Below are 11,762 nucleotides of genomic sequence, written 5' to 3' on the forward strand. Positions count from 1 at the left end.
ATGCCGCGGGGCTGGTCCGCATCACGGCCGAGCATGGCTTGGCAGAGTCGATCACAATCGAAGATGATGGAAGCGGACTTAGCCCGACCGACATGCCCCGCGTGCTCGAACGCGGCGCTCGTCTCGATGAAAGCGGTGGAGTTGCGGGCCTTGGGCTTGCGATCGTCCAGGACGTTCTTGACGCCTACGGGTGGCGGCTCGACTTGTCTCGCTCGACCCTCGGTGGATTGAGAGCCACTATAGTACCTGAACTTAGGCCCAACCGACAGCGGGTCTCAGCTAAGGCCGACCCACTGCCTGCTTGAACCCACTGGAATCCAAATGCTTGGCATTGCTTGTCAGCACCCCGACTGGCGGTATGCACTGTGGCACGCCAACCCTGCCGCTCAGCAAGATCGGAGGATCAGTCCAACTGCAGCACCGTCACGTCGGCATTGAAGTCGGCGCCGATCGACGTCACGAACGCGATTGTAACCGCTCTTTCGGAATGGACATGGTGATCGTCAATCCATCTCGTTGCCAATCATACGAGGCGCGCCCGCCAAGCTGACCGCTGATGGCTGTCTTGACGAGGAGCGTGCCAAACCCCTCCTTCCGGCGCGGCTTAACGACGGGACCTCCCCGCTCAACCCAGGTGAGGACGATATCAGCGCCTTGTTCGACAACCGCAATGCTGATGCGACCGCCGGCCGTCGAAAGCGCACCGTATTTTGCGGCGTTTGTTGCGAATTCGTGCAGCAGCAGCGCAAGGTCGCTGATAACGTGTCGCCCCATCGGGATATCTGCCCCCGAAACGGGAATGTTCTCTCCCTCTCGATAGGGCGCTAGTATCATCTTGATCAGCGCGTGTAGGGTCGTCCCCGTCTTTCCGCGATCGCTGCCTTCCATGGCCGGGTTTAGCACAAGAGAATGCGCTTGCGCCAAAGCTACCAGGCGAGCAGACACGGCAGAGGAAAGACCTTTCACGGTCGTTTCCGACCGCGCGCTCGCGCTCACAACGCTCCCAGCCAAGGCGAGCATGTTCTTGACCCGATGATCCATCTCACGAAGGAGCAAACGCCTTTGCTCTTCCGCCCGCCGGCGCTCCGTAATGTCGCGCGCGATCTTGGACGCCCCGATCACTCGACCCCGCTCATCCTTCACGGGAGAAACAGTCAAGGAGATTTCAACGTGCGTGCCGTCCTTGCGCTGGCGGGTGGTTTCGTAGTGTTCAACGCGCTCGCCCAGGCGGATGCGTGCGAGAATGCTGGGCTCCTCGTCCGGTCGGTCGGCAGGGATGAGCATGGTGACAGGCTTGCCGATCGCTTCAGCCGCCGTATAGCCGAACAAGCGTTCGGCGCCACGATTCCAGGCGGTGATGATTCCCTTGAGATCCTTGGCAACGATGGCGTCGTCGGAATGTTCGACGATCGCGGCATATCGTCGGGCAGCCTCGTCCCTGGCGCGGTACTCCGTCAGGTCCATCAGCATGTTCACGGCCCCGATCAGGACGCCGCTTGCGTCAAAGATCGGCGTAGGGGCGGCGAGGAAGGGCACTTGCGTGCCATCGGGCCGTTCGGCAATTGCTGTCATGCCGCGGACAGCTCGTCTTTCGGACAGAGCAATTGCCATCGGGCACTCATTGTGCGGCAATGGAGTGCCATCCGGGTGGTAGAGCTTCCACGAACCGCAAAACTCGGCTTTGCCTATCTCCGGGCAAGCGCCCCATAGTTCGGCAGCAGCTCTATTGTAATATGTGATCCGGCCTTCGGCGTCGGTTGTGTAGATAGCCTCGGCCACAGCGTCGAGAATTTTCTCTGCCGGCAGAACGTCGGGCAGCGGGAGCGGGGTGTACTCCGAGCTCGTATTACCAGTGCCGCGATCGTTGCTAGTAGATAAAGACGTTCTCAAGGACACCTACCAAGATTGCTGCTGATCGAACCTTAGCAGCTTGTGCCACTGCTGTCGCCGAACTCATACGACGGCGGCTAAATTAGCACTCACCAACAACTGCTGCTGGATCAGTGCTAGATCGGCCGCGGGCCCCTCAAGGGCGTATCGAATCTGTCCGGGCATTGTTTCCCGCTCCTGCATGCGCGAAGTCGCGTGCCGACTTATGGGTCGCGGACGGCATGAATTTGGACTTCAACCGGATCGACCGCCCGGCCTCGATACCTGTTTCGGCAAGCGTCCGGTAGATTTGGACATAGTCGTGAGCCATACGTTCGACGGTGAATTTGCGGTCGAACGTAGCGCGGACCTTCGCTCGATCCAGGCTGGAGATTCGCTGCACAGCGGATACTGCACCCTCGACCGTATCGACAATGAAACCAGACTCGCTCTCTTCGACGATCTCGGGAACTGAGCCTCGCCGGAAGGCTACGACAGGGGTACCGCAAGCCATGGCCTCAATCATCACGAGTCCGAACGGCTCGGGCCAATCGACTGGGAACAGCAGCGCGCTCGCGTCTCCGAGAAAAGCCGCTTTCTCGTGCTCGTTGATCTCACCAACGTATTCGACGTTTGAATGGGCTTCGACCATCGGCCCAATCTTCTCATCCCAATATGCTTGGTCGACGCGGTCGATCTTCGCTGCGATCTTCAGCCGCAGTCCCGCTTTAACTGCAATCTCGATCGCGCGGTCGGGTCCTTTCTCCGGCGAAATCCGACCGAGAAAAGCAAGGTAGCGGCCGGATGGATTGGCTTGGAGGGGAAGAAGATCACGTGGAAGTCCGTGATGAACGGTCCCAATCCAATTTGCGTGCCGCAGGTAGTTGCGCTGGTCATCGGAGATCGCGACCAGCGGCAGTTCGCGAAAAACTCCGTAGAACGGCTTGAGTTCCGGCAAATCCAGACGGCCGTGATGGGTCGTCACCGTGCGTTCGGCAAAGTCGCGCACCAAGGGCGCATGCAAAAAGTCGATGTGAAAATGCAGTACGTCGAACTTGCTCGCCGCCTGACGGACCTCCTCCAGCATAATAACGTGGTAAGGTAATGGGTCCCGGACTAGAGGGTTGAGGCGAAGGGCTACATCACAACAACGAACCAGATGCCCCGACGTTATCGAATCGCCACTTGCAAATAGCGTGACCTCGTGTCCTTGCCGGACAAGTTCTTCGGTCAGGTAGGAAACGATCCGTTCGGTGCCCCCATAAAGTCTGGGTGGTACACGTTCATAAAGAGGAGCAATCTGAGCGATCCTCATCGGCAAGACTCCCTCACGTGAGCGAAGTTTCGACAATGAAGGCACGCGGCTCGCAGGAGCCCGCGCCATCCTAGTGCAGAGCTAAATAGCGATCGGCGCGCCTTTCCTTCGATTCCGCGATCGTGCCGCGCTTGAACTCGCCGCTCTCGTTGACCTTCAGGAGCTGCTTCGAACAATGCACCAAGCTCTCGCGACGCAGTGCAGTAGCAAAGGAGTCCATACCGGAGCTCCGAAAAAGCGAAGCAAAATCAGTCGGCGCGTTTGCATTCTCTATTCTCTGTTCCCCAAAAGTTCTTGCAAACAGTACGGAGCCGGGTGGAACCAGAAAGCGATTAAAAACAATCACTTACGAAGGTCCGTACTAAACCGGCAAAGTCCTGAGGTTCGGAGAGAAATGGCCGCAGAGAGAGAATATCGGTCCCCGACCGGCTCACCGCAGTGCGGAGGTTCGCCCGCGAATGTCCGCAAACATTGGGAATTTCAGCCTGGCCGGAGCGCGCGAGAGAAGCTTTACAAAAACGGGCTGGCGGAGAGGGAGGCCGTCATTTTTGCGGTCTTCGTGACACGAGGAGGGCCGAGGAGGATTCCAAGATCATCATGCTTGCGAAGACCTTAATGCAATCGGCGCAATTTTAAGAGGCCGATAAGAGCGGTTTAAGGCCGAGGAGATATTACCTAAAAAGCGATCCAGCGACGGGGATAATCCCGTGATGGGTTACAGTAATGGCGTCCGCATTGGCATTGACCGCTCGCAGAGTCGAGCGCCTCACGAGTAAAACGCAAGGCCGCATCGGCTGGCACAAGGATGGCCAGACGCGAGGGCTCCTCCTGCAAATCACGCGATTGGCTGACAAGGATCGGCCCGCAGCCGCCAACTGGGTGCTCCGATATACCTTGCACGGCAAGGAGCGATACTTCGGCCTCGGCAGCCTCGTTGACTTCGATCTTGCCGCCGCCCGGGAACGCGCTCGCAAAGCCCGGCAGCAAATCGCGGACGGCGTGGATCCCGTCGCAGCGCGCAAAGCGGAACGGGCGGCCCGTGCGCTCGAGGAGGCCCGGTCAGTCACCTTCAAGCAGGCCGCGGAGGAATACTACGAGCGCAACCATGTGGAATGGAAGTCGCTCGTTCACCGGCAGCAATACCAATCCACGATGGCGACCTACGTTTACCCGGTCATTGGCAAGATCGCCGTGGCGGACGTGGATCGGGGTCTGATCCTGAAGGTGTTGGAACCTCACTGGCAGACCAAGACCGAGACAATGTCCCGGACCCGCCAGCGTATCGAAGCCGTGCTCGCTATGTCCATGAGCAAGGGCTATCGCGAGGAGGGGCTCAATCCGGCGCGCTGGAAGGGGAACCTCGATCAACTCCTGCCCAAGCCGACGAAGATCGCCAAGGTCCAGCACCACCCGTCGCTGCCCTATACCGAAATGCCGAAGTTCATGGCCGCCCTGCGCCAGCGCACGGGATTTGCCGCGTGGGCACTGGAACTGACGATCCTCTGCGCCACCAGAACGTCGGAGACGATCGGCGCCGTCTGGTCCGAGTTCGATTTGGACAATGCGCTCTGGACGATTCCGAAGGAGCGGATGAAGGCGGCGCAGGAACACCGCATCCCGCTGTCCGACCGCGCAGTGGAACTGCTTCGGAACTTGCCCCGCGAGACCGGTAACGATTTTGTCTTTTGCGGGACACGGCCGAAGACCGCCATCTCAAACATGGCGATGGCGCAACTTCTCGCCCGCATGAAGTACGATCACGTGACGACCCACGGCATGCGCGCGACGTTCCGATCTTGGGCTGCCGACAAGACCAATTACCCAGAACACGTCATTGAGGCCGCGCTGGCCCACGTTGTCAGTGACGCCGTGATCCGCGCCTACAAGCGCACCACGATGTTCGAGCGCCGCGCCAAACTCATGCAGGCTTGGGCGGACTACTGCGGCGATTAACGTAAACACCGCGCACACCGTTGACGCAAAAAAACGCCTCCGTATAATCAAGCCCCAGAAGCCCCGCCGCGACTCCTCGCATGTTTTTAAGCAGAGGAGTGCGCCGATGACTGAACCCCCAAAGAACTTCCTTCGCTTGCCCCAGGTCGTCGAACGGTCTGGCCTGAGCAAATCCGTCATCAAGGCGAAGGTTCGCGCGGGCGAATTCCCGCAACCGTTCCGCATCTCGGAGCGCGCGGTCGCGTGGACAGAAGACGACATTGTCCGCTGGCAGGCCAAGTGCATCGAGACGCGCAAGACATTCTATCGCCGCGTCCGGCTGAGTGAGCGTACCAAGAAGCGCTTGGAGGCCGCGTGATGACTGGACGTGTTCGGTTGAGCCGCCGCGTTGTCATCGAACAGACAGATGATGACGATGATGGATGTGACGTTTTCGGATTGCTTCGCCTGGAACTCGCCACAGAGGGAGCGCGGTGGAATGATCCCCCATGCGAGAACGAGATGAGGGACGTTCGCAACTACAACGACGCGATGGAGCATTTGGAGAAGGTCTATTCTGCATTGGGGCCGCTGAGCTTTCACTATTTGACCGCTGAACAGGTGTATCAGCTTGTGCGGCGGCTTGAACTGTCGCTCAAAGCAGCCCGCAAGAAGCTGAAGGAGTTGGCCTGACGAATCGGCGCGTGAAAGCCCGGTCGCGTTTTGTCGTGAAGGAACTTATAAGCGAAAGGGCTCGCAGGTCTTGTCCTCCTGCGAGCCCTGAATACACAGCCTGTAGCTTTTCGGAACCGAGGCCGTGCCTGCAAACAAATTAGCGCCCGTCGCGGCGCACAACAACCGCCACCGTCTGTCCGCCGTCTTCGGCTTGATGAGCGGCGTTGACGACGTTGTGGCCTATTGCGACACGCTCGAACTGTTCTTCAGGGGCAGCACAATCCCGGCACTGGGGCCGCTCCGCAAGCGCCTACATGATGCGCAGAAGGGTCGGGGCAAGCTGCCGCGCTTCAAGCCGGTGCAGATGTTCGCGGACGGCATGTTCGTGACGGTCGGCTGGCGGTTCCTCGTCAACCATCCGAGCGCGGACGCTCTGGTGATCCTCGACGACATTGTGACCGAGCACCGCGCAAAGGTGTGCCGGCTGGACATCGCACTGGACTTCGTGACTGACACCAAGGAGTCGGCGCGGGTTCTGATGGGGCATTTCGTCAATCACCTGATCCTGCGCTTCAACCGCTCCAACGGCATGCCGGACGAGGAATTCGGAACCTATTGGGTCCGGTATAAAGAGGTCGGCAAGAAGCCCACCCGGAACGTGCTCGCCTATTGGGATCGGCCCTCGAAGGTGCGACGCCAGCCGTGCTGCCATGTCGAGACGCGGTTCATCGGGTCGGAAGCTGTGAGGCGGATGACGGAACGGTTCGGTATCACGCTGCCTTCCGATCTGATGGGGCTGAACCCCGCCGAATTCATCGGACACAACTTTATCCTTGCCGGTACCATCGACGAAAAATCACTGGACGACTTGCACAAACGGGTGCCTCAGCGCATCGCGCGGCGACTCACGCAAGGATACAGGGCAGGACTGCTGCACAAGTTCAAGATGATCGAGGTGCCAAGGCTGGGTCTGAGTGTACTAAAGCTGCCAAGTAAAATGGAGTTGTGAGAACCGCTCTAGTGTTATGACCGATTATCAACATCATGCTCAACATGCTCTACAGCACACCCCTTACAGGCCACTATCGGTCATCTCAGGCTCTCAGCAACCCAAGTAAACCTTCACAGACCGCAGGCAATCCTTAGACAGTGAAGGCAACCCGCGTAGGCTCATATCAACCTCTATAGGCGCTTCGCGCGCAGTGAATAGGATCAGTGCCGGGTTTGTGTCTGTATTCGTTGTAGCTATCGTGAGAGCTTAGGTTCTCAAATCCGCATTTAGTAATGGCGTTCCCAGTATTCCGCGTTCCAGCAAAGGATCGGAAAGGGTATCGCCATGCGCGAACAAGATGATGAACCACTAGGTAGTACGTGTTTTGTCCTGTCAGACGATGCGCCGCGCAATGCGGTAGAGCTTCTACAACGACTGGCGGTGACCGAACCCGGTATAAAAGCCGAGCGCGCAAGACAACTCCTTGAACACGTCGGCATCAACGTCTCGCCAGCGTTAGCATCTATGGTGATCTCGGAGGCCAAAAGGCTGATCCGGTTCCTGAAAGAGGCAGACCTTGTCTGTGACGACTTCGCTCAGAAGCGCAGGGGAGCCGCTGACGACATCTATCCCGCGCGGCGTGACCCGGACTCGGTCGAGGTCAAGCGCCACAATCGCATCCGGGACCGCAATCGTCGCCGTCTTCGGGACCGATAATCGAGTGGGATTCAAGAAGCTGGCGTCTTCAATGGGTTAGACGAACCGGGCTTAAAAGGCGCGCAGAAGGCCGTAGACGCGGTTTGCGTGTCGTCGCCATTCGAGCCCTCGAATTCGCGTGCAGCCGCGTCATTCGCCAGCAGAACCCGCGTAGCGAACGGGAACATCAGCGCTCAAGCGTAGGCCTTGCTGCTCGCGCAACTCCTCAGGCGATATGTGGTCACGACTATCCACGATCAACTCGCGGGACTTGGCCAACACGCGAGGCCATAGCGGGCCAGATCGCTCAAACAAGGTATACGCCTGCTCGATTGCGGACAGGAACACCTTGGTAGGATTGCCGGGTTTGCAGCCAGCCCCTGCCCAATCCGTCGCCGATAGCGCATCCTTGTCGTAGAATTCTTCCTCAAAAAAGTCGTCGCTACCATCCCAGATGGACTCTGCGACCGAGCCCGCAACGGCATAGAGTCGCACCGCCTGCTTGCTGCCGCCATTGACGCGCCGCGTTCGCCCAACCCAAAGCTTCTCCCCAGACGGATTGTCGCTGAAAGTGCGCTCGATGCAGGCCCACTCCATCGTGAAGCCCAAGTGCTCACCCATTACGAAGTGACCAGCCTCGTGAATGGCAGCTTTGCGGCGATCTCGCGCTGCGATGCGTTTGTCGGATGTGAGGCGCATCCGAGAACAATGACACGCCCAGAATAACAGCGCGGTAAACAATCTAGGTAAAAGCCGCATTACCTACAGCGCGCAAAAGCACCCGAACAATCACGAGCAATACAAATCAGCATAACAGCAAGAACAGAATACAGCGCACCTTGCATGATCGCGCAAAGCGCAATCGCACTAATGCAATAGGCCAAAGATAGACGACAAGTGGCACAATGATCGCAGCAAAGCCTATAAGGGATTAGAGGCCATAGACAGCATAGCGCTCATATCGTGATTGCTGGCAAATCACCCAGACAGAAGCTATTAAATCATCAAAATCCTCGCTGACACACACCCGCCAATCCATCAAAACAGACGCATTGGGATGATAAGCGAACATCCCAACACCGCAGAACTCCATGGCGCTATCAAGAACATAGGCTTGCGAAGGAAGTGTATCGGCGAAGCTATCCCCATTCATGGGTTGAGAAGCGCGCAAAATCTTCACATAAGTCGCTCTATGGAACGACACCGACTCAATGGCAGTCGGGATGTTGCGCGCACTGCACCCGAACGACCCAGTAATATTCGCAAGCGCTACATGCCATCCGTTGATGGTCGCACCCATGCGGCAAAGCGCTGGGCGGAAGTCTGTTCCAACCTAATCAGCGATCAAGGCGGATTGGACAATGTGAGCGAAGCGCGCTTGCATCTCGTGCGACGCCTCGCTGCGGTAACGTCCATCATTGAGGATATGGAGGCCGCGCATGTGCGAGGCGAGTCCATCGACATGGACGCCTATCTCGCATTGGTCAATGCATCGGTGCGGCTATCCAACACCATCGGCTTGTCCCGCAAATCAAAGCAGGTGCCTGATCTCGATTCCTACTTGAGGAACAGACAGCCCCGCCTGATCGAGCACAGCGAGGACGATGATGACTAGGGTCCGCCTGTCTCGTCCATCCAATCGCGTGCGCCTCAGTCGCCATAGGCAAGAGTCATCCTTGTCCATCTTGGATGCGATAGCCGACCCGCATCTGTTCAAGCCTTGGTTCAAGAACAAGGCATCATGGTCGGCATGGATGGCGTTCCTGTCCGCATTGTTTGCGTTACCAATGACCCGCGAACAGTTCGAGACCTACAAGGCATGTACCGGCCGCGATGATGCCCCGGATGAGATTGCCAAGGAAGGCTGGCTGATCTGCGGTCGTCGTGCTGGCAAGTCATTCATCCTTGCCATCATCGCTGTTTACTTGGCGTGCTTCAAAGATTACCGGCGCTATTTGCAGCCGGGCGAGCGCGGCACGGTATCCGTGATTGCCGCCGACCGTAAGCAAGCGCGCGTCATCCTGCGGTACGTCATGGGCTTGCTGAAAGGCGTGGCCATGCTCAATCGCCTGATTGAGCGGGAGACCGCGGAATCCGTCGATCTCAGCAATTCCGTCACCATCGAAGTCCATACAGCATCCTTCCGTTCAACGCGCGGGTTTACCTTGGTTGCCGCGTTGCTCGATGAGGCGGCCTTCTGGCGGTCGGAGGACAGCAGCAACCCCGACTCCGAGATTTTGAATGCCATCCGCCCTGCGATGGCAACGATCCCGACATCCATGCTGCTTGTGGCGTCAAGCCCATACGCACGAAGGGGCATCATCTGGAACGCCCATCGCAAGTTCTTCGGTAAGCCAGGCCCGGTTCTCGTCTGGCAGGCCGCCACCCGCGTGATGAACCCGTCCGTCCCGCAAAGCTTCCTTGACCAAGCCTATGAGGACGATCCGATTGCGGCGGCTGCCGAGTACGGTGCGCAATTCCGCAGCGACGTGGAAGCTTTCATCGCCCGCGAGATCGTCGAGCAATGCATGGAATCGGGTGTTCACGAGCGCCCATACCAGCGTGGCGTTACCTACACGGCTTTCGTCGATTGTGCGGGCGGTTCGGGCACGGACAGCTTCACGCTTGCCATCGGCCACAAGGAAAAGGGTTCCGAGGGCGCTGTCCTTGACGCCGTCCGCGAGCGCAAGCCGCCCTTCTCACCGGAGGCGGTTGTCGCGGAGTATGCGGAGCTGTTGAAGGCCTACAAGATTACCAAAGTCATCGGCGACAGGTTTGGCGGTGAGTGGCCGCGAGAGGTCTTCCAGCGGCACGGTATCAGCTATGAGGCATCCGCGAAGTCCAAGTCAGAACTTTACTCGGCGTTCTTGCCGCTCCTGAACTCGCATCGCGCGGACTTGCTCGATAACGAGCGCATGCTCCATCAGATCGTCGGCCTCGAGCGCCGCACGGCACGCGGGGGCCGGGATACGATCGACCATGCACCTGGCGGACATGATGACGTGGCGAACGTCGTTGCCGGTGTCCTGACCAATCTCGTTCACTCCAAGTACCGGTACACCTTGGATTACATCGACGCGACGGACGAGGAGCGCAAGCGCAATCCCGCCGTGAACCGTCTTGCCGCGCTTTCCGAGTTCATGGGCGCACGATTTTGGTAGCCCCCGTACCAACACAAGGATCTGAACCAATGACCAACCCTTACCGCTTGCAAGATGGTGGTGTCCTCGTTCTCGATGAGCACGGTAACATCATCAAGACCGCTCCCAACGATGCTTCTTGCATCGTGCCCGATGGCGGCAAAGTCTCTGTTCCCCTGACACTCATGGATGGCAAGTCGAAGGACGACAACAAGCCAACCTTCGATGCCGCACACCAGCGCCCGCGCCACGGCGTGATCCCGATGAATGATCGGGTACGCCTCGATGCGTCGCACGCCATGATGGTCAAGCGCACTCAAGACGCTTGGAAGAAGCCAGCGCCGCCGCCCGCTCCTGCCGCATCGCCAGCAGCAGCCCCACAAGCGCCGATCGTGAGTGCGGATGCCAAGGCCGCCTATGAGCGTCGGAGCAAGCGGCTGGAAGACGCATGGAAGAACGTCAAATGAGGAAGCCCTACCGCACCAAACGGAAGCCGCCGCCTCCTCCCGCGCCGTTCCCGCACCTTCGCTCTGAGTGTTCGCCCTCATGGCGGCGCACCATCTCGCAGATCGGCGGGACGGACGAGGGCTTGCGATGGGCCGCCATTGTTCGCGAGTGGGCGGAAGATGCGCGCGTGCTTGCGCGCAAATTCGAGGAGCACTCGCGCCAACACGAGCAGCGATATGGCGCGCCGTGGAACTACGCGCTCGAACGCGCTGCGGGCTTCTACCGAAAGGCTGACGTCCTTGAGCAAGAGGCGGAGGCGCTTTGCGCGACCCACCCGCAGCAGATCAAGGAACGTCAAACCCTGATGGACCGGTACCGCCCTGTCCTGACTGGGTATGTATCTTCGTAAACCACCAAAGGGAGTATGAGTCATGCCACAAGGCAAGCTGCCGCCCGTAACCACCAAGCGCCTCGCGCTCTTGGACGTTGAGATCGACCTCGCCCACGGTGCGCTCGCAACCATCAAGGCGCGTGCCGATGCGATCCACAACGCGGTCGATCCGAGCAACGATCCGACCGCCAAGGACGAGTTGGAGCGGCTCACAGCACGGCGCGTTCAGGCACGAGGCAAACTCGATGCCCTAGCGAACATGCGCAATCCGGCCGACGAGTGGTTGAAGCGCGTGACGGAGGTCGA

16 protein-coding genes are annotated in these 11,762 nt (G+C 58.9%); 11 read left to right on the top strand and 5 right to left on the bottom strand.

The window, feature by feature from the left end; all coding sequences use genetic code 11:
- Positions 1 to 305 (top strand): ATP-binding protein (locus tag AB7F49_RS34030; RefSeq protein WP_428530569.1); only part of this gene is annotated, 305 nt, incomplete at its 5' end.
- Positions 306 to 456: 151 nt separating this feature from the next.
- Here the strand turns inward: AB7F49_RS34030 and AB7F49_RS34035 are convergent.
- The 3 genes from AB7F49_RS34035 to AB7F49_RS34045 form a co-directional block, all read right to left on the bottom strand.
- A complete protein-coding gene (locus AB7F49_RS34035; RefSeq protein WP_428530614.1) occupies positions 457 to 1,779 on the bottom strand; it encodes a PAS domain S-box protein in 1,323 nt (440 codons plus the stop codon).
- 247 nt (positions 1,780 to 2,026) lie between these two features.
- Entirely contained in the window at positions 2,027 to 3,184 is a 1,158-nt protein-coding gene (locus AB7F49_RS34040; protein WP_428530572.1) for a glycosyltransferase family 4 protein, read from the bottom strand.
- A 70-nt stretch (positions 3,185 to 3,254) separates the two neighbouring features.
- Positions 3,255 to 3,404 carry a hypothetical protein gene (locus AB7F49_RS34045; RefSeq protein WP_428530575.1) on the bottom strand — a complete coding sequence of 50 codons (150 nt, stop codon included), beginning with the start codon at positions 3,402 to 3,404 and terminating at the stop codon, positions 3,255 to 3,257.
- A gap of 503 nt (positions 3,405 to 3,907) precedes the next feature.
- Between AB7F49_RS34045 and AB7F49_RS34050 the strand changes: the two genes are divergently transcribed.
- From AB7F49_RS34050 to AB7F49_RS34070, 5 genes are all read left to right on the top strand, one after another.
- On the top strand, positions 3,908 to 5,137 hold the full coding sequence (locus AB7F49_RS34050; protein WP_428530578.1) for a phage integrase central domain-containing protein: 1,230 nt from the start codon (positions 3,908 to 3,910) through the stop codon (positions 5,135 to 5,137).
- A gap of 106 nt (positions 5,138 to 5,243) precedes the next feature.
- The gene (locus AB7F49_RS34055) at positions 5,244 to 5,495 is read left to right on the top strand and encodes a helix-turn-helix transcriptional regulator (protein WP_428530581.1); all 252 of its coding nucleotides are present in this window, start codon (positions 5,244 to 5,246) and stop codon (positions 5,493 to 5,495) included.
- A gap of 17 nt (positions 5,496 to 5,512) precedes the next feature.
- Entirely contained in the window at positions 5,513 to 5,809 is a 297-nt protein-coding gene (locus AB7F49_RS34060) for a hypothetical protein (protein WP_428530584.1), read from the top strand.
- A 124-nt stretch (positions 5,810 to 5,933) separates the two neighbouring features.
- Positions 5,934 to 6,800, top strand: coding sequence for a hypothetical protein (locus AB7F49_RS34065; RefSeq protein WP_428530587.1), 867 nt, complete (start codon positions 5,934 to 5,936; stop codon positions 6,798 to 6,800).
- Positions 6,801 to 7,127: 327 nt separating this feature from the next.
- Entirely contained in the window at positions 7,128 to 7,499 is a 372-nt protein-coding gene (locus AB7F49_RS34070) for a hypothetical protein (protein ID WP_428530590.1), read from the top strand.
- Positions 7,500 to 7,628: 129 nt separating this feature from the next.
- Here AB7F49_RS34070 and AB7F49_RS34075 read toward each other — a convergent pair whose 3' ends face one another.
- Both AB7F49_RS34075 and AB7F49_RS34080 read right to left on the bottom strand, forming a co-directional pair.
- Positions 7,629 to 8,177, bottom strand: coding sequence for a hypothetical protein (locus tag AB7F49_RS34075; protein WP_428530593.1), 549 nt, complete (start codon positions 8,175 to 8,177; stop codon positions 7,629 to 7,631).
- 232 nt (positions 8,178 to 8,409) lie between these two features.
- The gene (locus tag AB7F49_RS34080) at positions 8,410 to 8,778 is read right to left on the bottom strand and encodes a hypothetical protein (protein ID WP_428530596.1); all 369 of its coding nucleotides are present in this window, start codon (positions 8,776 to 8,778) and stop codon (positions 8,410 to 8,412) included.
- Positions 8,779 to 8,841: 63 nt separating this feature from the next.
- Here AB7F49_RS34080 and AB7F49_RS34085 point away from each other — a divergent pair, with 63 nt between their 5' ends.
- The 5 genes from AB7F49_RS34085 to AB7F49_RS34105 form a co-directional block, all read left to right on the top strand.
- Positions 8,842 to 9,093 (top strand): hypothetical protein, encoded by a 252-nt coding sequence (locus AB7F49_RS34085; protein WP_428530599.1) that lies wholly within the window; start codon positions 8,842 to 8,844, stop codon positions 9,091 to 9,093.
- 139 nt (positions 9,094 to 9,232) lie between these two features.
- Positions 9,233 to 10,639, top strand: coding sequence for a hypothetical protein (locus tag AB7F49_RS34090; protein WP_428530602.1), 1,407 nt, complete (start codon positions 9,233 to 9,235; stop codon positions 10,637 to 10,639).
- Between the two features lie 29 nt (positions 10,640 to 10,668).
- Positions 10,669 to 11,085 (top strand): hypothetical protein, encoded by a 417-nt coding sequence (locus tag AB7F49_RS34095; protein ID WP_428530605.1) that lies wholly within the window; start codon positions 10,669 to 10,671, stop codon positions 11,083 to 11,085.
- A complete protein-coding gene (locus AB7F49_RS34100; RefSeq protein WP_428530608.1) occupies positions 11,082 to 11,474 on the top strand; it encodes a hypothetical protein in 393 nt (130 codons plus the stop codon). Before AB7F49_RS34095 ends, AB7F49_RS34100 begins: the two co-directional genes overlap by 4 nt.
- Positions 11,475 to 11,496: 22 nt before the next feature.
- Positions 11,497 to 11,762, top strand: a 266-nt coding sequence (locus AB7F49_RS34105; protein ID WP_428530611.1) for a hypothetical protein, incomplete at its 3' end; no start/stop codon positions are given.

The sequence above is a fragment of the Pseudorhodoplanes sp. genome (genome assembly GCF_050250235.1).
Taxonomy (GTDB): Bacteria; Pseudomonadota; Alphaproteobacteria; order Rhizobiales; family Xanthobacteraceae; genus Pseudorhodoplanes.

Coding starts and splice junctions, on each gene's coding strand:
- AB7F49_RS34040 (WP_428530572.1), bottom strand. CDS start 3,184: ATGAGGATCGCTCAGATTGCTCCTCTTTATGAACGTGTACCACCCAGA.
- AB7F49_RS34045 (WP_428530575.1), bottom strand. CDS start 3,404: ATGGACTCCTTTGCTACTGCACTGCGTCGCGAGAGCTTGGTGCATTGT.
- AB7F49_RS34050 (WP_428530578.1), top strand. CDS start 3,908: ATGGCGTCCGCATTGGCATTGACCGCTCGCAGAGTCGAGCGCCTCACG.
- AB7F49_RS34055 (WP_428530581.1), top strand. CDS start 5,244: ATGACTGAACCCCCAAAGAACTTCCTTCGCTTGCCCCAGGTCGTCGAA.
- AB7F49_RS34070 (WP_428530590.1), top strand. CDS start 7,128: ATGCGCGAACAAGATGATGAACCACTAGGTAGTACGTGTTTTGTCCTG.
- AB7F49_RS34075 (WP_428530593.1), bottom strand. CDS start 8,177: ATGCGCCTCACATCCGACAAACGCATCGCAGCGCGAGATCGCCGCAAA.
- AB7F49_RS34080 (WP_428530596.1), bottom strand. CDS start 8,778: ATGGGTGCGACCATCAACGGATGGCATGTAGCGCTTGCGAATATTACT.
- AB7F49_RS34090 (WP_428530602.1), top strand. CDS start 9,233: ATGGCGTTCCTGTCCGCATTGTTTGCGTTACCAATGACCCGCGAACAG.
- AB7F49_RS34095 (WP_428530605.1), top strand. CDS start 10,669: ATGACCAACCCTTACCGCTTGCAAGATGGTGGTGTCCTCGTTCTCGAT.
- AB7F49_RS34100 (WP_428530608.1), top strand. CDS start 11,082: ATGAGGAAGCCCTACCGCACCAAACGGAAGCCGCCGCCTCCTCCCGCG.